This window comes from Serratia sp. CY37869 (assembly GCF_052168895.1).
GTDB classification, from domain to species: Bacteria; Pseudomonadota; Gammaproteobacteria; order Enterobacterales; family Enterobacteriaceae; genus Serratia; species Serratia ureilytica.
Genome location: NZ_JBJNLU010000002.1, coordinates 748,854 through 772,452 on the forward strand (window position 1 = coordinate 748,854; position 23,599 = coordinate 772,452).

Genomic DNA, 23,599 nt, shown 5'->3' on the forward strand with positions numbered 1-23,599 from the left:
TTACGTTTTTCGCCATCGCGCCAATAAAGCTAAGATGTTGTAAGTGACTGTATTTTGCGAGAATTTTTGAGCACAAATTCTCGCGTCTTATGAGGTACGCAGAATGCAGGTTATCGATACTAAAATCGATGGAGTCAAAGTCATTCAACCAACGGTATTTAGTGATACTCGCGGTTTTTTTATGGAAACGTTCGAGAAGCGTCGCTTTCAAGACATGCTGGATATTGATTTGGACTTCGTCCAAGACAATTATTCACGCTCTTCTCGGGGGGTTTTGCGCGGACTGCACTATCAAGATATCAAGCCGCAAGGCAAGTTGGTTCGTGTGGTGCGAGGCGAAGTTTATGATGTTGCTGTAGATATTCGCCCAGACTCACCCACATTTGGCAAGTGGGAAGGCATTGTGCTATCGGAAGAGAACAAAACTCAGCTTTGGATCCCGCCAGGTTTGGCCCACGGTTTTGTCGTGCTCTCTGAGATCGCGGATTTTGAATATAAGTGCACGGATTACTATTCGCCAGAACATGAAAGGTGCCTGATGTGGAATGATCCCGATGTCGGCGTGGCCTGGCCTGTTCGGCACCCTGTTTTGTCGGAAAAGGACAAGAACGGCAAATTTCTCAGAGAACTGATTTAATGAGAGTTCTTTTAACCGGGGCTAAAGGGCAGGTCGGGCGCTGTTTTATCGATCGGGTACCCGCCGATTGGGTTATTTTAGCGGCCGACCGCAATACGATGGACATTTCCAAATTGGAGCAGGTTAAGGCCGTCGTCCAGGAGTTTAAACCGACGGCGATCATAAATGCTGCAGCCTATACTGCCGTTGATAAAGCGGAACAAGATTGCGAGGCTGCGTTGTTAGCCAACGTTGTGGGCCCAGCCAATTTGGCCTTGGTTGCAAAGGCAATGGATTGCCGACTGCTTCATATTTCTACAGATTATGTTTTTGATGGCCTGGGCAAGCTTCCCTACAATGAGTTGGCTGGTACCCGCCCACTGTGCATTTACGGGAAAACCAAGCGTGATGGCGAATTGGCCATCGTATCAGAAATGCAAGATGCGATAATTCTTCGCACTTCTTGGGTTTTCAGTGAATATGGCGAAAATTTCGTTAAAACCATGCTGAGGCTTGCTCGGCAACGTGAATCTCTTGATATCGTAGCCGATCAACGCGGTTGCCCGACATATGCGGGGGACATCGCAGACGCGATGATAAAAATGTTGCTTTGTGAGGTTCAGGGAGGGATTTATCACTTCTGCGGGGATGAAGAGGTCTGCTGGAGTGAGTTTGCGGAGCACATATTTAAAGTTGCTGCGGAGATGGGGGCGATTTCTCGCATGCCAAAGGTCAGTAAAATAACATCAGAGCAATATGTGACTTTGGCTAAACGTCCTAAATATTCAACCTTGAGTTGCAATAAAATCAATGAGATAGGTATTCCTGCTTCCAATTGGCAGTCAGCCCTGGAATACGTGATTTCTCGATTGAGAAAAATGGGTTACTTACAAGAGTAATGTCGGCACCGTGTGGGTGAGCATGATGTATTTTGTTATTTTCATGCTCACCCGACAGTAATTGGCGCATAGCTTATTCGCTATGGAGTTACCAAATTTTCCAGCCGTGAATATTAAAGAAAGTAATCATTGAGCGTGAAAATAGCTTAATATGCGCCCAGCCTTTTCGCGCCGCATGGCCACCGTAATGCACGACTTTGACATCAGGGACATAGGCTATTCTGGTAATTTTTGCCGTACGGATGCTGAGATCGAAATCTTCGAAATAAAGAAAGAATTTAGGATTGAATCCGGATAATTCTTTCAGTACGCTGTAGCGGAAAAACATAAAGCAGCCACTCACGATAGGCGGATCGAAATAAACATCGTGAGGCGTTAGCGTATCAGCCATTTCATAGCGTCGAAGATAACTTTTGAAAAAACGCTTTCCTTTAACCGAGGCAAAGAAACGCAATAAATATACAAATACAGAAGGGTATCGCTTACACAAATATTGTGTTTCCCCGCTCCCCCAGGTTGCATACGGCGTAATTAAGCCACATTCAGGGTGAGCATCCATGAAGGAGAATGCATTCTCTAATGCATTTTTATCCATCTCTAAATCGGGGTTTAAAATAAGGGTGTATTTTGACTTAATAGCTAAGCTTAAATTATGTGACACTCCAAAGCCAGGATTGTCTGGTCGTGATATGTAATTTCCGGGAATAACGTCAAGGAACTCTTTAATTAGCGAAGTGACTGCAGGATCAGTAGTTGGCGAGTTATCAACAACCAATAAATAACAGTCGCGTGCTTTAAAAACGTTTGTCTCAACAAGTGCGGCAAGGGTTTTTCTTAAATCTACAAGATTCGGTTTGAAAATTACTAATGAGATTGTAAGAAATTTTTCATCTTCAATAGCCGGTAAAGACATGAGAGAATCGTCCACTCCATCTTGGGATGTCGTTTGGTTTTTTAGGTGAAGGAAAAACTAGCGTGTTGTCAGGTATAGTAATGCCTAGCGTTGTGTCAGAATTGTAGGCTTCTTCTTTGTGATGCCATAGCATCTCGCCAAATGGAGTCGATAGGATGGCTTTTCCTGCCAACCTGTATTCGTAGAACTTAACAGGATCGACATATTTAGTAATGTCGTTCTGCAAAAATGGAATAATCACATAATCAAATGTGGATATCTTTTTCATTACCTGGGGGTGTGGGATAGGGGGTTCCAGGATGATATTTTGAGGTAAGCTTTCCGGAATTCCGGTTTTTCTTGGCCCTACGAGGTTTATGATTGCTTCCGGATTTTTAGTGGCCAACTCGAACACCCACTTCCAGTCAAACCAGCTTGCGATTGTGCCGATATAGCCAAATGTGATTTTTTCATGCGATGTTTTCGGGATATGAATTTTCTGCATGTCATCTGAACACGCATTCAACACCAACTCAGTTTTGCTGGGGGCGATAGACGAAAATTTCTCAATTAAGGCATGACTTGAACAGAATATGCGGTCAACTTGTTGGGCGATTTCTTTTTCAAGATTAGCCGTGTTTTTCTTTGATAGGCCAGAATAAAACGAAGGGAAATCATCCATGGCGTCATACCACACTTGCCGCCATTTAAATTGCTTGATAAGCATGTTGGCCAGCAGACAGGGTTTGCCGATAACCAGAATGGTATCTTCAGATATAAAATTCTTTATATCGTCAATGATTTTCTTTATTTTCCCTTGGTTGAGCAGCTTAAACAACGCAGGTATCGGCTCCACGGGGGCTACAAAACCCAACCGAGCCAGTTGCAGACCCTCTATCAAATCCAATCCTGCAGGTTCAGGGGCATGGCGGCCGGGGGTCAGATCGGCGAGGGTGGGAAAACGACTAGGATAAGGCTCAATCCACAAAAGTTCCTGGGTGGCATGGGTCAGCGCATATTTGGCGAAAAAATGAGGGCGCTGACTTATGCTCAACCAGGGAACAGCTGAAAGATAGACGATTTTCATTGGCATTGTTCAGTAAAGAAATTGCGGACGATACGGACGATACGCTGGCTGGACTCACCATCACCGTAAGGAGAGCTTCCTTTTGCCATTTCTTGATAGGCCTGAGGGCTATCAAGCAGCAAAGACGCTTCTCTTACGATGTCGGCTTGTTCCGTTCCGATTAATTTCACCACGCCTTCCGAGACGGCTTCTGGGCGCTCGGTATCACGACGTAAGACCAAGACGGGTTTGCCCAAGGCCGGAGCTTCTTCTTGCACGCCGCCAGAGTCGGAAAGAATCAGGTAGGCATTCTTCATGGCGGCAACGAAAGGGCCATAGTCAAATGGGCTGACCAGCTTAATTCTTTCGTGGTCTTTTAACAGACGATCCGTGACTTCGCGCACGTTTGGGTTGGGGTGAACGGGGAAAAGAATATAGATATCACTATACTTTTCAATAAGTTCAAGAGCTGCGTTGCAGATATTGACAATAGGTTGGCCGAAGTTCTCTCTGCGATGAGAAGTGATAAGAAGCATCCGGGCGTCTTGGGGAATATCGACGCCGATATCAAACGTCTTTTGTGCGGTCGTCAGCAAGGCATCAATCACGGTGTTTCCCGTAACGTGAATATGCTCTGCAGGAATGCCTTCGCGCAAGAGGTTGCTTTTAGATACTTCAGTCGGAGCAAAATGCAAGCGTGCTAAATGTCCGGCAAGAATACGGTTTGCTTCTTCAGGAAAAGGTGAATAGAGGTCGTGTGTACGCAGCCCCGCCTCGAGATGAGCGAAAGGCACTTTCTTGTAGAAACAGGCCAGTGACGTCACGAAGACGGTCGTCGTATCGCCTTGTGCGATAACCAAATCCGGTGCTGCCTCTTCGAGAGTTCGGTCGATGCTGGTCATCAGGCGCGCGGTCAACTCTGGCAATGTTTGCCCAGGTGTCATGACATTAAGATCATAATCGGCTTCAATTTCGAAAAGTTGGAAAGCCTGATCCAACAGGTCTCGGTGTTGGGCCGTCGCCAATACGCAAACGTCGAATTCACCGGAGGCATGAAGTGCCTTGATCACCGGCGCCATTTTTATCGCTTCCGGACGAGTACCCACAACGCACATAATTTTCTTTAACATGGTTGTCTCAATAATTAATATCCCCATACTGACGATAAAAATCGGTATGGGGAGGTGGAAATCGAATAGCTATTCGGTTCTGCGTAGCAATTCGTCCCAATCGTTCATAAAGGCATGGGCGGAAAATTTTTCTTTCAGAGCGGCAAGTGATGCTTTAGATTGCGCATAATTGTCAGATATAGAGGCTATTTTTTCTGACAATTGGCGAGCATCATGCAACGAGTAAGTAAACTCATTTTCACGCGTGGCAACTAAATAGTTATGTGCTTCGATATTGGACAAAACAACGGGGACGTCTGCACAAATCGCTTCTGAAGCCGATAAACCAAATGATTCTCCGGTTGATGGCGACACAAAAATCCCGTTGGCTTGAGAGATCGCCAACAGCAGCTTGTCCACATTCAAGAATGGCACTGGCGGCAAGCATACGGTGTCGCCCACTAGATTTCTGCTCTCCAGCTCGGCGTTGGTGTTGATTTCAGAAGACTGCGGGCCGCACAGAACTAGCATGTATTTTTCCGCGTGTCGTTCTTTTAAAATAACGAATGCGTCCAGTAATTCAGTCAGGTTCTTTAGCTTGTCCATCCGTCCCAGGAAGAGAATAGGTCTTCTCGACCATGTTGGCAGAGAGGGAATCGCATGCGGTTCTTGAGAGACATGATCCCAAGGAACGAAATTACGCAGCAATAACAATGGACAGGCACTTTTGTGCAATTCAGGCTCTAGCTGCTTCATAAAGAACGCGGATGGGCACAATATTGCCGAACAACTGTCCGGAATTTTATTCAAGTAAGCCCTGTTTTCTTTATAGGCTGTATGGCATTCCGCAAAGTATTTCAATTTGTGCGTATGGCAAAATGTCAGAGCCGCAGGGAAATCAATGCAAAAAATGAGGCTGTAATTTTGCGTTAATAAATAATCGAAGTTGATGATTTTGACATCGACATTTTTACAGTCCGAGAGTGCGGCGGTGATCGCCTTCGCCGCACCGGAATCATGAGTAAAAAGAAGGTCAATCTGATAGGTGCCTATATCGTTTAATAAACGGGCACGGGTGAGCATGACTTTCTCAACACCGCCATGCGTCGCCCAAGGATAGATAAATGCTATTTTACGAAGCATATAACTCCCTAATTCCTTTTCTTTTCAGAGTGTTCAACTCCATTTCTTCGAATCGGGCTGCCCAAGTGGTTTCTTGCAAGAAGGTTTCCAACTCGTCAGAGTGGCGCTCGCTATTGATTGTTTTCTCAAACAGATCGACAACGTCGCTGCCGTCAGAGAAATAGGTCATCGGATAGCGTTTAATATGCTCAATGCCGGTCACTAGAGTTGGTAAGCCAAAATAGAGGTACTCATAAATTTTGATCGGATCTACCGCTTGAGCCAGCTCGCCACTTTTGAATGGAATTAGGCCGATCGACCATTCTTTGACATATTGATGAAGGTCTTTTGGCATTACTTTGCCCACCAGTGTGATGTTAGCAATATTTTTCGCTTTATTGACCACCCACTCAGGCTCACCGTAACCAATGATCTCGAAGTGATATTGTGGGAATTGTTCAGCTAATTTAAATACGATATCCCAGTCGAACCACGAGTCCGTTAGATGGCCGAAATAGCCCACTTTGTTGCCGTTGTCTTTCGCTATATTACGTGTATCGCCCAAGACCTTCTCGGAATAGCCATTACCGACTACTTCAATATCACTGCGAAGATAAGCAAATTTGTCACGCAGTGATGGAGCAACGCCACAGACGTAATCGCTTTGTAGAATGAGGGTTTCTTCAATCTCTTTCTGGTACCAAGGAGCTTGTCCGACCTTATGGAAGCATTCCCATTCATCCATAATGTCATAGATGATGTTGCAGCCTTGCGCTCTAAACTCATAGAGCGGAGTGAGGAAGACTTTCGCCGGCATCGTGATGACAAAGAACGCGGTTTTGTCATGCAGATGACACTGACGGGTGTATTTCACAAAATCATACAGCGGAACCTGATAGACATTGTTCCAGACTTGCGAACAACCTTTCGACAACGTTTCCTGTGGCGTCCATTGCCAGGCGATAAAGATAACCTGATAGCCTTTTTCCGAGAAATATTTTGCCGCGTTGATTGGCCGTTGGTTCACCAGCTCATCGAATTCGAAGCTGCATGGAATGAAGACGACTTTCTCTGATTGGTTTACCGCTGCGACCCAGTCTGGAATGTCTTCAGGTGTAGAGGTATCCGTCATCGCGCTATTGCAAGCGTGCTCGAAGTGTTTTTGAACGTAACGGTGCCGCTGGGTCTGTAGTTTTAGCCTGACAGACTCGGGCAGTCTCCAATAAAGTGTTTTGGCCAGTTCATAGCGTTTGTCCGCTCTGGTCAGTGATTGAACGGCAACCTGAACCAAATATCGAAGTTTTTGCCCTGCACTCGGTGCAACCGCGTGAGGCAAAGTTCTGAAATAGTCTTCTTGTTTTGCCGCTACCGATGTCAGGAGTTGTACTAACGATTTAACGTCATTCTGCAAAGAGAGATTCTGTTCTTCCAACGCAGCTAACTTGGCGATGACATCATTCCCTGAACTTGCTGCATTAGCATTAACAGGGGTGTCCAGGGGAGCCTGGCTCGCTTTATCTTCCATTTTGACGGTCTCTTTCACGCTATCATCATGAGCGTTGATCTTGATACTGTTGGCGATCAGTTGGTTTGCTAGCGTTTTAAATATAGCGACAGTAAAGGCATTCGCGATCAAAAAACTTTCGTTTTCCTGTGATGATGGTGCCTTACACAGCTGCTGGTAGAGTTGCAGCGAATCACCGTTGTCGTATCGCTCTTTGTCCGGGAGAACCATATTCTCGAGGATTTGGCTCCAACGGCCATCGCTCTGGTATTCAATAAGCAAGTCTGGGGGCAGGGGACGAGCGGCGGCAAATTGCTCTTGAAGCACATCTTCTTCGGCATTGGCCAGATTTCTGCCTGAGAAATTACAGTAAGCGGCATGTTTAAAGGTTTCATCGTCCAGAATGCCTTTAATGCCGTCGTAGCCAACCAGACACACCGGAAGCTGGCTAATGCCGGCTTCCAGTACTCCGCGGCCCATGCCGGCAAACCCCGCGTATTGCGGCATGACGGAAGGGATGTCACTGACAACGCCTTTGAAACCAACCCATTCGTTGAAGTTATTATCGCTAACGTAGGTTTTTATAGTGTCTTCATCACTACCGGTACCGTAAATATCAATACCATGAATCATTTGGCAGCGGCTGGCGAAGTCAATGAACTTCATAATCCCTGCGGATTTATCCTCATCCAGCCTGCTGGCGATAAGCCATCTTTTCTCAACAGTCTCATCCGTGATAGCGGGATGCGTTTGGGCGGTGTCTATCAGGTTAGGAACGATCATCACCGAGGGGTGGTCTATGATCTCCGCCAATTGATCCGCCGTTTCCTGCGAAACGCAAAATATGGTATGTAGCGTTTTGAGAAAATAAATGGCCAACGCCTGATTATAAATATTCCGAGTAAAATGCTGCAGCGACAGAGGGCCGTGCAATGTTAATAGCGACGGTATTTTTTCGCAGTCTGCGGCGATAACGGCAGGGAAAATGCAGTCAAAAGGATGCACATGAATGACATCGATGCCTTTTTCTTTGATAACCTGTCGTATCAGGTCTACGCCTTGAACGAGTTGTTCGATAGAGCCGTTGCTTAAATGAATATTTTCATGGCACGAGCTCAACCCGTCAGGGAGTAATGACGGGTCTGCGACAACGGCGTACATAAGATGAACCTGGTAACCGTGGGCGACCAGATCCTTTACCTGAGTGTTGATATAGGTTTCCAACCCACCGATTGAGTAATACTGAGTTATGATAAGTATTGATTTATTCATGCTCTCCTGACCACTTTTCGAGTGATAAAGAAACAGGCAATGCGGCAATACCTGACATTGTCGTGCGAGGCTCTATAACCTTAAGGACGATCACGTCGGTTTTCTTATCAAGATAGGACATATCGGCGTGGCTGATGGCGTTGGCGATAGCGAGTGAAATAAAATAGCTGCCTTCGCACAGTGCCAGGTCAAGTTCAAACGTTGCCCTAAGAACATCTCCGCCTTTGGCGTTATGCATATTCTTCTTATGGTATAAGGTGCTGGTGCCAAATACCGTAATACCTTCAACGGTCTTAATGACCAAGCCGGCTTGCAGCTCTTCTATCGGCCCAAATACGCTGATATCGAAGCTGATGATGGCTTTTTCACCTACGCGGAATAGATCGCAAGGCTGATCGTGGGCATCTTTGATGATCCAACTTTCAATAAGGGCACCGCTGGTCAGTTCGCTTTCAGCTTGTATCTCGGCTTGTTCCGCGATGGAGGCCTCATGGGCGGCGACGCCGTCCTGGCTTTCTTTCTGGGGCGCGTTGATGGACTGATTGGTGTTTTTAGCAATGTTGTTCAGATAGCGCAGGTAAGTTTTTTCATCTGAGTACAGCAGGGCATGGTATTGGTCGATGATTTCTTTGGCACTGCCAATGGCTTCTACCCGGCCTTTTCGCAACAAAATGGCTCGCTGGCAAAACTTCTCCACGGTCGACGTGGAATGCGTCACCAGGATGATTGAACACCCTTGCGCGCGCAGCGATTCGATATAATCGAAGCATTTGCGTTGGAATTTCTCATCACCGACCGACAGCGCTTCGTCTACGATGAGCACTTCGGGCTTAATGCAAGCCTGAACGGCGAAGGCCAAACGCACATACATCCCGCTGGAGTAGGTTTTGACCGGCTGATCGATATGTTCGCCTATGTCGGCAAAGGCTTCGATCTCAGGGAATTTCTGTTCCATTTCACTGTGCGTCATACCAAGAATGATGCCGCTCAGATAAACGTTTTCACGGCCGGTAAACTCAGGATTGAAGCCCGCGCCGAGTTCCAGCAGCGCAGCCAGTTTGCCATTGACCTCAACGCTGCCCGAGGTGGCTGTCAAGGTGCCGGCAATAATTTGCAGCAGGGTACTTTTGCCTTCGCCATTACGGCCCAAAATGCCAAGCGTTTCACCGCGCTTAACGTCAAAAGAAACGCCGTTTAGCGCCCAGAACTCTTTGAAGAATGTACGGCGGCCTAAAGAAAGCATTTGGTACAAACGATGCTTAGGATTTGCATACATTTCAAAGCGTTTCGAAATATTTTTGACTGAAATTGCGAATTCAGATGACATCAGCAAACCCTTTACGCGTGAACATAAACCAACCATAACCTAACAGCATGATGACGAAAGAGATGAGGGTGTAAATGCCCCAGCTCCCCCAGGCGATATTTTTGCCCAGCATCATGCAATCCCTCGCTTGCTCAATGACATAAGTCAATGGACTGAGTTGCATGAAGATGTGATATGCGTCAGGCAACATGGAGATCGGATAGAAGATCGGCGAAAGATACATCAGAATCATGGTAAGCACGCCAATAACCTGAGCGATATCTTTCAAGTAAACGCCAAGCGAAGAAAGGAACCAGGATACGCCCAGAACCATCATAAGGAACGGTGCGATGATGACGGGTAGCCATAGAATGTGCCACGTAGGGATCCCTACGATAGCGACATAGAACAGCAACCAAACGACGAAGTTAATCACCATTTGGAATAAAGCTGTGCAGAGTGAAACAATGGGGAGTGTTTCAACCGGGAAGACAACCTTTTTGACGTAGTTGACGTTACTGACGATCAAATAGGGAGCGCGGTTAATGCATTCAGAAAAAAGCCCGAAGAAAATCAAACCGATGAATAATGCTAACGCAAATTCTCCTTTGGAATCGACTCCAGCACTCCAGCGAATTTTGAATACAACGCTGAAAACGAAGGTATAAATCACCATCATCAATACTGGGTTAATAAACGACCAAAGAAGCCCGATAAATGACCCTTTGTATTTACTGCCGATTTCCCGTTTAGAAAGTGAAATAACAAGATTCTTATTGGTGGCAAGTGTATGAAGACACCGATAAAAAGTCTTAACAAGAATAGAGAAAATATTCATTTAACACCTAGGCTATTGATTAACTTTTTTGACGTCATGGTTTAACTTTCTTCGCAATATAATCATGTAGAACGGATGCGTTATTGATATGACGGAGGGTGTGAAAATAGCTATAGGGCTAAACACACGTTTCCGTAAGCACTCCATGGAAAATACGCCAACATTTTCTCTCGGAGATTTTCACATCGTAAACAGAATCTGTTTCATTCCCGCGCAACCTGCATGGTATTACCGCGGGCTATTGTCCAGCGTGTTTCTATCTTACTGTAATGCCGGGGAACACATTAGTGATATATAAGGTTTTCTTCTGTTTTTCGATGCGTTCACTTCGGCAAAAAAACACCGCATTTCTCGATGAAACAGAAGTGAACACTGAATTCCCTGCATACAGATTGCCTGATTTTTAGGCTGGACATTGCTCTGCATAAGCGTTTTCAGCCTAAAAAAGCACGCTACCGCCCTTGGTAAGCGAGAACCAATAGAGGGTGGGGTTGTCAGTTTTCATTTATATGCTGAAACTATTTTCAGCAAAAATAGGCTAGAAAACCTTTATTATCCTACCACCAAATCACTTGTAATGCCTCTGGATTTTCAGGGTTTCAGTCTGTTCCTAGTAACCAGTGGTGACATATTCAAATGAGATATGTGCAATTGCTAGGAATTGTAGGATTACAGGCCAAAATGCAAGCGTGGCGCGTCATTGGATGGTTTCTTCCGAGGGTATGGAGCAGGTTCGGCGATGCGGTATCCTCATCTTGGTCCACATATTCTGGTTGATTTTTAACCGTTGACATGATGCGGCAGACCGCACATCCGAACCTTTTCTTTTCTGCAATGTTACCGGTAATGTAGCAATGAGCTCAGGGCGTATACAGAACTGCCAACTGTGCGTGATTTTGTAAAGATTGTTATGGCTGCGATAGGTACATGCTTAGGAATAATCATGTACAATAAAGCAATGCATCCCTACTATGTTGTATAACTATATGATTACAATGTAGTAATTATCTCAGACAGGAGTTCCTAAATGTCCAAGCAACAAATCGGCGTTGTCGGCATGGCGGTAATGGGCCGCAACCTCGCGCTGAACATCGAGAGCCGTGGTTACACCGTTTCCATTTTCAACCGTTCTGGCGACAAGACTGACGAAGTGATCGCTGAGAACCCGGGCAAAAACCTGGCGCCGTATTACACCGTTGAAGAGTTTGTCGAATCGCTGGAAAAACCGCGCCGCATCCTGCTGATGGTGAAAGCGGGCGAAGCGACGGATAAAACCATTGCCTCGCTGACTCCGCACCTGGACAAGGGCGATATCCTGATCGATGGCGGCAACACCTACTATCAGGACACCATCCGTCGTAACCGCGAACTGTCCGACCAGGGCTTCAACTTCATCGGCACCGGCGTTTCCGGCGGTGAAGAGGGGGCGCTGAAAGGGCCTTCCATCATGCCTGGCGGCCAGAAAGAAGCTTACGAGCTGGTGGCGCCGATCCTGGAGAAAATCGCTGCGGTTGCGGAAGGCGAGCCTTGCGTGACTTATATCGGCGCTGACGGTGCTGGCCACTATGTGAAGATGGTGCACAATGGTATCGAATACGGCGACATGCAGCTGATTGCCGAAGCCTATTCTCTGCTGAAGCAGGCGCTGAACCTGAGCAACGAGCAGCTGGCCGAAACCTTCGCCGAGTGGAACAAGGGTGAGCTGAACAGCTACCTGATCGACATCACCAAAGACATCTTCACCAAGAAAGACGAAGAGGGTAAATACCTGGTCGATGTGATCCTGGACGAAGCCGCCAACAAAGGCACCGGCAAGTGGACCAGTCAGAGCTCGCTGGATCTGGGCGAACCGCTGTCGCTGATCACCGAATCGGTGTTCGCACGCTACCTGTCCTCGCTGAAAGATCAGCGCGTTGCTGCCTCTAAAGTGCTGACCGGCCCGAAAGTGGCACCGTTCACCGGCGACAAAGCTGAGTTCATCGAGAAAGTGCGTCGCGCACTGTATTTGGGCAAGATCGTATCCTACGCGCAGGGCTTCTCTCAGCTGAAAGCCGCGTCCAAAGAAAACAACTGGGATCTGCACTACGGCGAAATCGCCAAGATCTTCCGCGCCGGCTGTATCATCCGTGCCCAGTTCCTGCAGAAGATCACTGACGCTTACGCGGCAGATGCCGATATCGCCAACCTGCTGCTGGCGCCATACTTCAAGCAAATTGCCGACGAGTACCAGCAGGCGCTGCGCGACGTGGTGGCCTATGCCGTGCAGAACGGTATCCCTACGCCAACCTTCTCCGCCGCGATCGCTTACTACGACAGCTACCGTTCAGCGGTGCTGCCGGCTAACCTGATCCAGGCGCAGCGCGACTATTTCGGTGCGCACACCTACAAACGCATCGACAAGGAAGGCGTGTTCCATACCGAATGGATGGAATAAGCCCACTCGTTGAGCGATAAAAAAAGCCGCCGAGGTTAACGCCCGGCGGCTTTTTTATTGCGCGTGATTTAATGTCACGCTTTTTTCTGATGCCGCTCGCGCAGCCGGCCGATCACCGCGCTCAGATCCAAATCCTGGTCCTGCAGCAGCACCAGCAGGTGATAGATCAGATCCGAGGCCTCGTTGGTCAGCTCTTCGCGATCGTTGACCGTGGCGGCCAGCGCGGTTTCCACGCCTTCTTCCCCGACCTTCTGCGCGATGCGTTTGGTGCCGCTGGCGTACAGGCTGGCGGTATATGAGCTGTCCGGGCTGGCATGCTTGCGCTCCGCCAACAGCTGTTCCAGCTGATAGAGGAACGTCCAGTCGCTGGCGGCCGGGTGGAAGCAGCTGCTGTTGCCCAGGTGGCAGGTCGGGCCGATCGGGTTGGCCAATACCAGCAGCGTGTCGTTATCGCAGTCCGGCGTGATGCTGACCACCTTGAGGAAGTGGCCGGAACTTTCGCCTTTGGTCCACAGGCGCTGCTTGGTGCGCGAAAAGAAGGTGACATTGCCGCTCTGCTCGGTGGTCGCCAGCGCTTCTGGCGTCATGTAACCCAGCATCAGCACTTCGCCGGAAACGGCGTGTTGCACGATGGCCGGCATCAGGCCGTCGGTTTTCTCCCAGTCCAGCTGGTTTCTCTGTTGTTCTGTCAGCACACGCGAATCTCCACGCCTTGTTCGACCAGGAACCTTTTCAGTTCGCCGATATTGATGATTTGTTTGTGGAACACCGATGCCGCCAGAGCGCCGTCGACGTCCGCATCGCGGAACGCTTCCAGGAAGTGCTCCATCGTGCCCGCGCCGCCGGAGGCGATCAGCGGCACCTTGCAGACCTCGCGCACCCGGCGCAGCTGCTGCAGATCGTAACCGTTGCGCACGCCGTCCTGGTTCATCATGTTCAGCACGATCTCACCGGCGCCGCGGCGCTGCACTTCCTGCACCCAGTCGAGGGTTTCCCACTGGGTGACGCGGGTGCGGCTCTCGTCGCCGGTATATTGATTGACGTGATACTTGCCGGTTTCACTGTCGAACCAGGTATCGATGCCCACCACGATGCACTGCACGCCAAAGCGATCCGCCAGGCGGCTAATCAGATCGGGATCGGCCAGCGCCGGTGAGTTGATGGAGATTTTGTCGGCGCCGAAAGACAGGATCTGGCTGGCGTCCTCGGCGCTTTTAATGCCGCCGGCGACGCAGAACGGAATATCAATCACCTCCGCCACGCGCGACACCCAGCTTTTGTCCACCACCCGGCCGTCGCTCGAGGCGGTGATATCGTAAAACACCAGCTCGTCCGCGCCTTCTTGCGCATAGCGCTGCGCCAGCGGCACGATGTCGCCGATGATTTCGTGGTTGCGGAACTGCACGCCTTTCACCACTTGCCCGTCTTTAACATCCAGACACGGGATTATCCGTTTTGCCAGCATGCAATCGCCTCCTCAACGCTAAATTTACCTTCCAGCAGGGCGCGCCCGACGATCACGCCGGCAACGCCGCTGCCGCGCAACTGGGCGATGTCGTCCAGATTGCCGATGCCGCCCGAGGCCTGGAAGGCCACTTGCGGATAGCGGCGGCTGATCTCCTGATACAGCGCCACGTTGGAACCGGCCAGCGTGCCGTCGCGCGAAATGTCGGTGCACAGCACGTGTTTCAGCCCGTAGGGCAGGAACTGCTCTACCACCTGTTCCAGAGTGGCGTCGGAATCTTCCTGCCAGCCGCTGATGGCCACGCGCTTCACGCCCTGCGCGTCGATACGCACATCCAGCGCCAGCACCAGCGCGTCGGCGCCGTAGCGTTCGAACCAGCTTTGCACTAACTGCGGTTGTTTCACCGCGGTGGAGCCGATCACCACGCGCGTGGCGCCGGCCTCCAGCAGGGCGCTGACGTCTTGCTCGTTGCGGATGCCGCCGCCGACCTGCACCGGCACGTTAACCCCCGCCAACAGCTTGCGCAGCAGCGGGATCTGGCGCGCGACCGGATCTTTGGCGCCGGTCAGATCGACCAGGTGCAGCACCTGGGCGCCCTGTTGTTGATAGTCCTGCAGGCGCAGCAGCGGATCGTTGCCGTAGTCGCGCTGTTGGCCGTAATCGCCCTGATGCAAACGCACCACGTTGCCGTCGATCAAATCCAAAGCCGGAATAATCATGCTGCCTACATCTCCAGAAAGTTTTTCAACAGTTGCGCGCCGGCCGCTCCAGATCGTTCTGGATGAAACTGCACGCCGAAGAAGTTGTCTTTTTGCACGGCGGCGGTGAAGGGCTCGCCGTAGTTCGCCTGAGCGATGGTGCTGGGGCATATCGGCATCGCATAGCTGTGAACGAAATAGAAGTAGGCGCCGTCATCGATGCCGCGGAACAGATGGTGGCCCGCCTGCGCGGATACCTGGTTCCAACCCATGTGCGGCAGCGGCAGGCCGAAGTCGGTCATCTGCTTTACCGGCGTATCGATGAGGCCGAGCGTCGTTATGCCGCCGTTCTCTTCGCTGCTGGCCGCCAGCAGCTGCATGCCGAGGCAGATGCCCAGCACCGGCTGAGTGCAGGCCCTGATCAGTTCGATCAGATCGCGTTCGCGCAGCTGATCCATCGCCGCCTGCGCGGTGCCGACGCCCGGCAGGAACAGCTTGTCGGCGCGCAGCACGATCTCCGGATCGCGGCTCACTTCCGGCTGATAGCCCAGGCGCCGCACCGCATAGGTGACGGAGGCCAGGTTGGCGCAGCCGGTATCCAAAATCACCACGTTCATCACAGCACTCCTTTCGAGCTCGGCAGGGTATTGCCCTCGACGCGGATCGCCTGGCGCAGCGTGCGGCCAAACACTTTGAACAGGCTTTCGACCCGGTGGTGGTCGTTTTTGCCTTTGGTCTTCAGGTGCAGCGTGCAACCCATGGTGTAGGAGAGCGAGCGGAAGAAGTGCTCGACCATTTCGGTGCTGAGATCGCCGACGCGCTGATAGTTGAACTCGGCCTTGTACTCCAGGTGCGGGCGGCCGGAGATATCCAGCGCGCAGCGCGCCAGACACTCGTCCATCGGCAGCACGAAGCCGAAGCGGGCAATGCCGCGCTTGTCGCCCAGCGCCTTGTTCAACGCTTCGCCCAGCGCCAGGCCGGTGTCCTCTACGGTGTGGTGATCGTCGATATACAGGTCGCCTTTGACGTCGATCTCCATGCGGAAGCCGCCGTGGGTGGCGATCTGATCCAGCATGTGGTCGAAGAAGCCGACGCCGGTTTTGATTTTGCTGCCGCCTTCGCGATCCAGCCAGACGTTGACATCGATCTGCGTCTCTTTGGTCACGCGGTTAACCCGCGCATGACGGTCGCGCAGGGTCAGCTGACGCACGATCTCTTTCCAGCCCAGCACGCCGCGCTGGTAGCGCAGCCCCTGAATGCCCATGTTTTCCGCCAGCTGCACGTCGGTCGGCCGATCGCCGATCACGTAGCTGTGGGCGGTATCGAGCACGCCGGGTTCGAGATAACCCTTCACCAGCGCGGTCTTCGGCTTGCGGCAGTCGCAGTTGTCCGCCGGCAGGTGCGGGCAGATCAACACGTCGGCGAACTGAATGCCCTGCGAGCTGAGGATCTGCATCATCAGGTTGTGCGGCGGATCGAAGGTTTCCTGCGGGAAACTGGCGGTGCCGAGCCCATCCTGATTGGTGATCATCACCAGCTGATACCCCGCCTGTTGCAGCGCCAGCAGGGAAGGGATCACGTCTGGCTCGAGCGCCAGCTTGTCCAGGCGGTCAACCTGGAAATCTTCCGGTGGCTCGGCGATCAGCGTGCCGTCACGATCGATAAAGAGGATTTTTTGGCTCACATTGGCTCCTGGCGAGTCTGGTTGGCGCCGGGCAGGGCGGACAAGGCGTCCACCACGCGTTGACATTCGTCGCGGGTGCCTATGGTGATGCGCAGGCAGCCGGACAACCCGGGCTGTTTGTTTTGGTCTCGTAAGATAATGCCCTGATCCCACAAGCTTTTAAACACATTACTTGAGGCGGTGAAGCGGGCCAGCAGGTAATTGCTGTCGCTGGCGAAAACCTGCTCGACGCAGGCGCATTTTTCCAGCTGTTGCTGCAGCCAGCTGCGGGTGGCGGCGATGTCGGTGACGCGCTGGCGCATGGTGCGGATACCTTCTTCGCTCAGCGCCTGCGCGGCGATATCCGCCACCGGTGTCGAGAGCGGGTAAGGCGCGATCACCTTCAGCAGCAGGGCGATCAGATCTTCGTTGGCGAGCGTAAAGCCGCAGCGCAGGCCGGCCAGCGCAAAGGCCTTCGACAGCGTGCGCAGAATAGCCAGGTGCGGATAGTCGCTCAGCCACCCGGCCACCGAGGCCTGCGGGCAAAACTCGATATAGGCTTCGTCCACCACGACGATCGCTTTGCCTTTGGCCAGCTCCAACAGGCTGCGCAGAGAGTCCGGGTCAATCAGGTTACCGGTCGGGTTGTTCGGGCTGCAGACGTAGATCAACTTCACGTTGTCCAGGCTGTCCGCGATGGCCGGCAGATCCAGCTGCCAGTCCTCTTTGGCGGCCACGGTGCGGCGCTCCACGCCAAAGGTTTCGGCGCTGACGGCGTACATGCCGTAGGTCGGCGGGCAGAACAGAATGGCGTCTTTGCCCGGCTCGCAGAAGGCGCGGATCAGCAGCTCGATGCCTTCATCGGCGCCGCGGCTGACCAGCACCTGCTCTTTCTTGACCCCGGCATAGGCGGCGTAGCGTTCGATCACCTGCGCCGGCTGGCACTCCGGATAGCGGTTGAAGGTTTGCGCGGTCAGCTGGAATTCCGGGGCGATCGGGTATTCGTTGGCGTTCAGCCATACGTCGCCCTTGCCGCCGAGGCGGCGCGCCGATTGATAAGGGGTCAGCTCGCGAACGTTGGCGCGCGCCAGTTTTTCGATGCTCATGCTTGCTCCTTCAGGGCGGCGACGCGCAGGGTCACGGCGTTCTTGTGGGCGATCAGCTGCTCGGCGGCAGCCAGCGTCTCGATGGTGGCGGCCAGGTTGCTGAAGCCCTGCGGCGTCAGCTCCTGCACCGTCATGCGTTTTTGGAAATCGGCCAGCCCGAGGCTTGAGCAGGTGGCGGTGTAGCCGTAGGTCGGCAGCACGTGGTTGGTGCCGGAGGCGTAATCGCCGGCGGACTCCGGCGACCAGTCGCCGAGGAACACCGAACCGGCGCTGGTGATGCCGTCCACCAGATCGCGCGCATTGCGGGTCTGAATGATCAGGTGCTCCGGGCCGTAACGGTTGCTGATGGCCACGCACTCCGGCAGATCGCGCGCCACGATCAGGCGGCTGCTCGCCAGCGCCTGACGGGCGGTGTCGGCGCGCGGCAGCTCGGCCAGCTGGCTTTCCACCGCGTCGGCCACCGCCTGCGCCATCGCCGCGTCCGGCGTCAGCAGGATCACCTGCGAATCCGGGCCGTGCTCGGCCTGCGACAGCAGATCGGAAGCGACAAACGCCGGGGTGGCGCCGGCGTCGGCGATCACCAGCACTTCCGAAGGACCGGCCGGCATGTCGATGGCCGCGCCGTCAAGGCGCTGGCTGACCTGCCGCTTGGCTTCGGTCACGAAGGCGTTGCCCGGCCCGAAGATCTTCGCTACGCGCGGCACGCTTTCGGTGCCGAACGCCAGGGCGGCGATCGCCTGCGCGCCCCCGACCTGAAACACTTCCTGCACGCCGCACAGCTGCGCCGCATACAGGATCTCATCGGCGATCGGCGGCGGCGAGCACAGCACTACCCGGCGGCAGCCGGCGATGCGCGCCGGCGTCGCCAGCATCAGCACGGTGGAGAACAGCGGCGCCGATCCGCCGGGAATATACAGGCCCACCGAGTCGATTGGGCGGGTCACCTGCTGGCAGCGCACGCCCGGTTGCGTTTCGACGTCCACCGGCGGCAGTCGCTGCGCGTTGTGGAAGGTTTCCACGTTGGCGACGGCCACCGCCATCGCCTGTTTGATGTCGTCGCCCAACCGCGCGGCGGCGGCGGCGATCTGCTCGGCGCTGACGCGCAGCGCCGAGACTTCCGCCTTGTCGAAACGGGCGCTGTAGTCGCGCAACGCCCGATCGCCGTTGGCCTTCACGTTGTCGAGGATCTCGTTCACCGTGCGGGTGATGCTATCGGAAGCGGCGATTGCCGGGCGCATCAGCAGCTCGGCCTGGCGTTCGGCGCTGCACGTTGCCCAATCGATCGGCGTGTTGAAGGTCGACATGGCGTTACTCCATCATCTTTTCAATCGGCAGCACCAGAATCGAGCTGGCGCCGAGCGCTTTCAGTTTTTCCATGGTTTCCCAGAACAGGGTTTCGCTGCTGACCATGTGCATCGCCACGCGGTTCTGCGCGCCGGCCAGCGGCAGAATGGTCGGGCGTTCGGCGCCCGGCAGCAGCGCGACGATCTCGTCCAGCTTCTCGCTCGGCGCGTGCAGCATGATGTATTTGGATTCGCGCGCCTGGATCACGCCCTGAATGCGGGTCATCAGGCGGTCAATCAGCTGCTGTTTGGCTTCAGGCATTTCGCCGTCGCGCTGGATCAGGCAAGCTTTGGAGCGGTAGATCACCTCCACTTCGCGCAGGCCGTTGGCCTCCAGCGTGGCGCCGGTAGAGACCAGATCGCAGATGGCGTCGGCCAGGCCGGCGCGCGGCGCCACTTCCACCGAGCCGTTCAGCAGGCAAGATTTGAAGCGCACGCCCTGTTTGTCGAGGTATTGCTTCAGCAGGTGCGGGTAAGAGGTGGCGATGCGGGCGTCCTGCAGGCTTTGCGGGCCGGCGTATTCGGCGTCGAGCGGGGTGGCCAGCGACAGGCGGCAGCCGCCGAAATCGAGGCGGCGCAGGGTGAAGTAGCGCGGGTCTTCACCCTGGGCGCGGCGGCTGAGCAGCTCTTCTTCCAGCACGTTCTCGCCGATGATGCCCAGATCGACCACGCCGTCCATCACCAGACCCGGAATGTCGTCGTCGCGCACGCGCAGGATATCGATCGGCATGTTTTCGGCGAAGGCGATCAGACGCTGCTGCTGCAGGTTAATCTTGATGCCGCAGCGCGCCAGCAGTTCCTGGGATTCATCGCTCAGGCGGCCCGACTTCTGCATTGCGATCCGTAAACGTGTCTTGTCCAGCATGGTAACCTCTGTTTAATCTGTAATTTTATGAATTTATTGTAAAAACTATTCTTTTCTGTCTGTCCGGAGCCAAAAAAAAACCCTCGGAAGAAATCTTCCGAGGGCTCTCTCTTGCGTTCTGCGCGCCACTGGAAGATTAACAAACCGTCTTCCAGCACACATCGCCTGAAAGACTAGTCAGGGTGATGGTGATGATGGTGGTTGAACTGAACGCGTGTCATGGTGTTTTCTCTCAGCAAAAGTCGGTAAAAAACCGTATGGCAATTAAGCTAAACTATCCGCTGTCCGCCGTGCAACTCTTTTTTATCGTCATAAATTTAATTTATTGAAACAGGTTGAGTTATTAGCCACACACGGCTTTACCTAACCTTAAGCCGGTCAGATTGTATCGCCGCGCGCAGTGGCGTAGCCTTAAGGGCAGGGCGCTGCGATCTTCAGGAGAGGAAGAGGATGAAAAAGGTAGCCATTATTGGTCTGGGTTGGTTGGGCATGCCGCTGGCGTTGTCGCTGATGGGCCGCGGGTACGACGTGGTCGGCAGCAAAACCACGCCGGACGGCGTCGAGGCCGCGCGGATGAGCGGCATCGAATGTTATCAGTTGGAGCTGACGCCGGAATTGATCTGCGACCCGGACGATCTGGCGTCGCTGCTGCGCGTGGATGCGTTGGTGGTCACGCTGCCCGCGCGCCGCACCGTCGAAGGCAGCGAGAACTATTTCAATGCGGTGCGCATGCTGGTGGACAGCGCAATGGCTTTCGGCGTGCCGCGGGTGATCTTCACCAGTTCCACTTCGGTGTATGGCGAAACCGCCGGCACGCTGCGCGAAGAGTCGCCGCTGCGGCCGGTCTCGCCGTCCGGCCGGGTATTGGCCGAGCTGGAGCGCTGGCTGCACGAGCTGCCGAATACCTCGGTGGACATTCTGCGCCTGGCGGGGCTGGTGGGCGCCGATCGCCACCCAGGCCGCTTCCTGGCGGGAAAACTCGATGTGAAGGGGGGCTCGCAGGGGGTGAATCTGGTGCATCAGGACGACGTCATCGCCGCCATCCAACTGCTGCTCAAGCTGCCCAAGGGCGGCCACGTGTACAACCTGTGCGCGCCGCGTCATCCGGCCAAGCGCGATTTCTATCCGGCCCTGGCCGAGCAGTTGCACCTGGAGCCGCCGCAGTTTGCCGACGAAGCGGAACAGGATGAGCGGCTGGTGGACGGCAACCGCATCTGCAACGAGCTGGGTTTTGAATACCAGTATCCCGATCCGGCGCGCATGCCGGTCAGTTAACGTCCGTCAGGCCCCGCACATGCGGGGCTTTTTTTCGCCGGCGCGCGCCAAATCCTCCAACAGCGCGTTCAACGCCTCGTCGGGTTGGACGGGGCGGCTGACCAGGCTGAGCGTGGCGCGGTAAGAGAGCGCCGTGCCGCCCAATTGCCGCAGCAGCCCTTGCTCCACCCAGCGCGCCGCATAGTGGGTGGGCAGATAACCGAGACAGGTGCCGCTCAGCACCAGATGGGCGACGCTCTCCATGTGGTGAGCCACCGCCGCCAGATGCGGCGGGGCGATCGGGCACAGCTGGTGCGCCAGCAGGTAGCCGCGTTTGACCCAGCGCGCGTTTTCAATCTGCTCGCGCTCGGGTTCTTCCACCGCGAACAGCGGGTGATCCTCACTGCAATAGATCGCCTGCGTCTCCTCCAGCCACGGTTGATAACGCAACGCCTCCAACTGCTGGCCAAAGTAGCCGATGCCCAGATCGAGCTGCCGGTGCAGCAGCCCTTGTTCAATCTCGTTCGGTGAACAGATGCGGCACTGCAATTGCACGTCCTGGTGGCGCCGCTGAAAGTGCTTGATGGCCTGACTGAACGGGTTGCCCGGCAGTGAAACCAGGTTATCCACCAGACCGATTTGCAGATCGCCGGTCAGCAGGCCGTTCAGCGACTGGCTGACCCGGGTGAAGTCGCGGGCGGCGTTGAACAAGGAGCGGCAGGCGATCAGCATGCGTTCCCCTTTTGGCGTCAGCCGGAAGCCGGAGCGCCCGCGCTGGCACAGGCGAAAACCCAGTCGCGTTTCCAGCGAGGCCAGATGGGTGCTGATGGTGGATTGGTTCATCAGCAGCGTTTCCTGTGCGGCGCTGACGCCCTGGGCTTCCGCCACCGCGACGAACACCCGCAACAGCTTCAGATCGATATCGCTTAGGTTAGTGAGCATCGCCCCCTCCGCAGAACGTCGGCCGCTTAACCCATTTTTAACATCGAAGAAATAGGCGCGGCGCTGAAGATATGGCCTTTCTTATGGCATGAGATTGAAATAAAAATCAACGCTTCAATGGGTTAGTTACATCGTGTTTTTCGATGTTTACATGCAAAAGCGGGAATGGTAGCCGGTGCGGTCAACGGGGTAGTCTGCGAATGTTGCTTAAATGTTTCAATTTATCGCAAGCCCAAGACAAGGAAACGCCATGCTGAACCAACCCCAAAGCGGCAACGACATGCCGCGCTTTGCCGGTCTCCCCACCATGATGCGCCTGCCCGCCGCCGATCAGGCGCGTGGTCTGGACGCCGCCTTTGTCGGCATTCCTCTGGATATCGGCACCTCCAATCGCAGCGGCACCCGCTATGGCCCGCGCCAGATCCGCCAGGAGTCGGTGATGATCCGCCCCTACAACATGGGCACCGGCTCCGCCCCATTCGAACGGCTGCAGGTGGCCGATCTGGGGGACGTCGCCATTAACCCCTACAGCCTGGCGGACAGCGTACGGCGCATCGAGGCGGCTTACCGCGAGATCCTGGCGCACGGCTGCACGCCGTTGACGCTTGGTGGCGACCACACCCTGACGCTGCCGGTGCTGCGCGCCATCGCCCGCCGACATGGCCCGGTCGGGCTGATCCACGTCGATGCGCATTCCGACACCAACGAGGAGATGTTTGGCGAACAGCTGGCGCACGGCACCACCTTCCGCCGCGCGTTTGAGGAGGGGCTGCTGGCGCCGGAAAAAGTGGTGCAGATTGGTCTGCGCGGCAGCGGCTATGCGGCGGATGACTTCGATTGGTCACGGCGCCAGGGCTTTCGCGTGGTGCCGGCCGAAGCTTGCTGGCATCGGTCGCTGACGCCGCTGATGGCGGAGATCCGCGAGCAGATGGGCGATGCGCCGGTTTATCTCAGTTTCGATATCGACGGGCTGGATCCGGCCTTCGCGCCGGGCACCGGCACGCCGGAGGTCGGCGGACTGTCGGTTTGGCAAGGGCTGGAGATCGTGCGCGGCTGCCGTGGGCTGAACCTGATTGGCGGCGACGTGGTGGAGGTGTCGCCGCCTTACGATCGTTCCGGCAATACGGCGCTGCTGGCGGCCAATCTGCTGTTTGAAATGCTGTGCGTGCTGCCGGCCCGCTGAGGCCGTCGTACTGACCCTGCCG

Annotated in this window: 22 protein-coding genes and 1 other annotated feature; of the genes, 5 read left to right on the plus strand and 17 right to left on the minus strand. The window is 54.1% G+C overall.

Annotated features, from left to right (window positions below):
• Nucleotides 1-103 precede the first annotated feature (103 nt).
• Both rfbC and rfbD read left to right on the plus strand, forming a co-directional pair.
• Entirely contained in the window at nt 104-637 is a 534-nt protein-coding gene (gene rfbC / locus ACJ8J1_RS13880; RefSeq protein WP_033642476.1) for a dTDP-4-dehydrorhamnose 3,5-epimerase, read from the plus strand.
• Complete coding sequence (gene rfbD / locus ACJ8J1_RS13885; protein WP_033642477.1) at nt 637-1,515, plus strand: dTDP-4-dehydrorhamnose reductase; 879 nt, start codon at nt 637-639, stop codon at nt 1,513-1,515. The genes rfbC and rfbD overlap by 1 nt, the downstream gene beginning before the upstream one ends.
• A gap of 88 nt (nt 1,516-1,603) precedes the next feature.
• Here rfbD and ACJ8J1_RS13890 read toward each other — a convergent pair whose 3' ends face one another.
• The 7 genes from ACJ8J1_RS13890 to ACJ8J1_RS13920 all read right to left on the minus strand — a co-directional run bounded on the left by ACJ8J1_RS13890 (nt 1,604) and on the right by ACJ8J1_RS13920 (nt 10,624).
• Nucleotides 1,604-2,428, minus strand: coding sequence for a glycosyltransferase (locus ACJ8J1_RS13890; protein WP_046686728.1), 825 nt, complete (start codon nt 2,426-2,428; stop codon nt 1,604-1,606).
• Nucleotides 2,409-3,494, minus strand: a complete 1,086-nt coding sequence (locus ACJ8J1_RS13895; RefSeq protein WP_033642478.1) for a glycosyl transferase — start codon at nt 3,492-3,494, stop codon at nt 2,409-2,411. The genes ACJ8J1_RS13890 and ACJ8J1_RS13895 overlap by 20 nt, the downstream gene beginning before the upstream one ends.
• Entirely contained in the window at nt 3,491-4,603 is a 1,113-nt protein-coding gene (wecB, locus tag ACJ8J1_RS13900; protein WP_033642479.1) for a non-hydrolyzing UDP-N-acetylglucosamine 2-epimerase, read from the minus strand. Before wecB ends, ACJ8J1_RS13895 begins: the two co-directional genes overlap by 4 nt.
• Before the next feature lie 69 nt (nt 4,604-4,672).
• The gene (locus ACJ8J1_RS13905) at nt 4,673-5,725 is read right to left on the minus strand and encodes a glycosyltransferase family 4 protein (RefSeq protein ID WP_033642480.1); all 1,053 of its coding nucleotides are present in this window, start codon (nt 5,723-5,725) and stop codon (nt 4,673-4,675) included.
• Nucleotides 5,715-8,480 carry a glycosyltransferase family 4 protein gene (locus ACJ8J1_RS13910; RefSeq protein ID WP_052752680.1) on the minus strand — a complete coding sequence of 922 codons (2,766 nt, stop codon included), beginning with the start codon at nt 8,478-8,480 and terminating at the stop codon, nt 5,715-5,717. Before ACJ8J1_RS13910 ends, ACJ8J1_RS13905 begins: the two co-directional genes overlap by 11 nt.
• A complete protein-coding gene (locus tag ACJ8J1_RS13915) occupies nt 8,473-9,807 on the minus strand; it encodes an ABC transporter ATP-binding protein (protein WP_033642481.1) in 1,335 nt (444 codons plus the stop codon). The genes ACJ8J1_RS13910 and ACJ8J1_RS13915 overlap by 8 nt, the downstream gene beginning before the upstream one ends.
• Nucleotides 9,797-10,624 carry an ABC transporter permease gene (locus ACJ8J1_RS13920; protein ID WP_033642482.1) on the minus strand — a complete coding sequence of 276 codons (828 nt, stop codon included), beginning with the start codon at nt 10,622-10,624 and terminating at the stop codon, nt 9,797-9,799. The genes ACJ8J1_RS13915 and ACJ8J1_RS13920 overlap by 11 nt, the downstream gene beginning before the upstream one ends.
• Before the next feature lie 1,027 nt (nt 10,625-11,651).
• Between ACJ8J1_RS13920 and gndA the strand changes: the two genes are divergently transcribed.
• Entirely contained in the window at nt 11,652-13,058 is a 1,407-nt protein-coding gene (gndA, locus tag ACJ8J1_RS13925; protein WP_004938815.1) for an NADP-dependent phosphogluconate dehydrogenase, read from the plus strand.
• A 74-nt stretch (nt 13,059-13,132) separates the two neighbouring features.
• On the opposite strand, the gene hisIE is transcribed toward gndA, so the two are convergent.
• The 9 genes from hisIE to hisL form a co-directional block, all read right to left on the minus strand.
• Nucleotides 13,133-13,753, minus strand: coding sequence for a bifunctional phosphoribosyl-AMP cyclohydrolase/phosphoribosyl-ATP diphosphatase HisIE (hisIE, locus tag ACJ8J1_RS13930; protein ID WP_015377251.1), 621 nt, complete (start codon nt 13,751-13,753; stop codon nt 13,133-13,135).
• Nucleotides 13,747-14,523 (minus strand): imidazole glycerol phosphate synthase subunit HisF, encoded by a 777-nt coding sequence (gene hisF / locus ACJ8J1_RS13935; RefSeq protein ID WP_033642483.1) that lies wholly within the window; start codon nt 14,521-14,523, stop codon nt 13,747-13,749. Before hisF ends, hisIE begins: the two co-directional genes overlap by 7 nt.
• Entirely contained in the window at nt 14,505-15,242 is a 738-nt protein-coding gene (gene hisA, locus ACJ8J1_RS13940) for a 1-(5-phosphoribosyl)-5-[(5-phosphoribosylamino)methylideneamino]imidazole-4-carboxamide isomerase (protein ID WP_033642484.1), read from the minus strand. Before hisA ends, hisF begins: the two co-directional genes overlap by 19 nt.
• 5 nt (nt 15,243-15,247) lie before the next feature.
• Nucleotides 15,248-15,838, minus strand: a complete 591-nt coding sequence (gene hisH / locus ACJ8J1_RS13945; protein WP_021504315.1) for an imidazole glycerol phosphate synthase subunit HisH — start codon at nt 15,836-15,838, stop codon at nt 15,248-15,250.
• A complete protein-coding gene (gene hisB / locus ACJ8J1_RS13950; protein WP_015377254.1) occupies nt 15,838-16,905 on the minus strand; it encodes a bifunctional histidinol-phosphatase/imidazoleglycerol-phosphate dehydratase HisB in 1,068 nt (355 codons plus the stop codon). The genes hisH and hisB overlap by 1 nt, the downstream gene beginning before the upstream one ends.
• The gene (hisC, locus tag ACJ8J1_RS13955) at nt 16,902-17,990 is read right to left on the minus strand and encodes a histidinol-phosphate transaminase (protein ID WP_033642485.1); all 1,089 of its coding nucleotides are present in this window, start codon (nt 17,988-17,990) and stop codon (nt 16,902-16,904) included. The genes hisB and hisC overlap by 4 nt, the downstream gene beginning before the upstream one ends.
• Nucleotides 17,987-19,294, minus strand: coding sequence for a histidinol dehydrogenase (gene hisD, locus ACJ8J1_RS13960; RefSeq protein WP_033642486.1), 1,308 nt, complete (start codon nt 19,292-19,294; stop codon nt 17,987-17,989). Before hisD ends, hisC begins: the two co-directional genes overlap by 4 nt.
• Nucleotides 19,295-19,298: 4 nt before the next feature.
• A complete protein-coding gene (gene hisG, locus ACJ8J1_RS13965) occupies nt 19,299-20,198 on the minus strand; it encodes an ATP phosphoribosyltransferase (protein WP_015377256.1) in 900 nt (299 codons plus the stop codon).
• Nucleotides 20,199-20,269: 71 nt separating this feature from the next.
• Nucleotides 20,270-20,396, minus strand: a sequence feature (His leader region).
• Nucleotides 20,372-20,419 (minus strand): his operon leader peptide, encoded by a 48-nt coding sequence (hisL, locus tag ACJ8J1_RS13970; protein ID WP_100396937.1) that lies wholly within the window; start codon nt 20,417-20,419, stop codon nt 20,372-20,374. (Overlaps the previous feature by 25 nt.)
• A gap of 229 nt (nt 20,420-20,648) precedes the next feature.
• Between hisL and ACJ8J1_RS13975 the strand changes: the two genes are divergently transcribed.
• The gene (locus ACJ8J1_RS13975) at nt 20,649-21,473 is read left to right on the plus strand and encodes an SDR family oxidoreductase (RefSeq protein ID WP_033642487.1); all 825 of its coding nucleotides are present in this window, start codon (nt 20,649-20,651) and stop codon (nt 21,471-21,473) included.
• A gap of 6 nt (nt 21,474-21,479) precedes the next feature.
• Here the strand turns inward: ACJ8J1_RS13975 and ACJ8J1_RS13980 are convergent, their stop codons facing one another.
• Nucleotides 21,480-22,394: a LysR family transcriptional regulator gene (locus ACJ8J1_RS13980; RefSeq protein ID WP_033642488.1), complete on the minus strand. Its 915-nt coding sequence runs from the start codon at nt 22,392-22,394 to the stop codon at nt 21,480-21,482.
• A gap of 250 nt (nt 22,395-22,644) precedes the next feature.
• On the opposite strand from ACJ8J1_RS13980, the gene speB reads away from it, so the two are divergent.
• Nucleotides 22,645-23,577 carry an agmatinase gene (gene speB / locus ACJ8J1_RS13985; RefSeq protein ID WP_033642489.1) on the plus strand — a complete coding sequence of 311 codons (933 nt, stop codon included), beginning with the start codon at nt 22,645-22,647 and terminating at the stop codon, nt 23,575-23,577.
• The last annotated feature ends 22 nt before the right edge of the window (nt 23,578-23,599 follow it).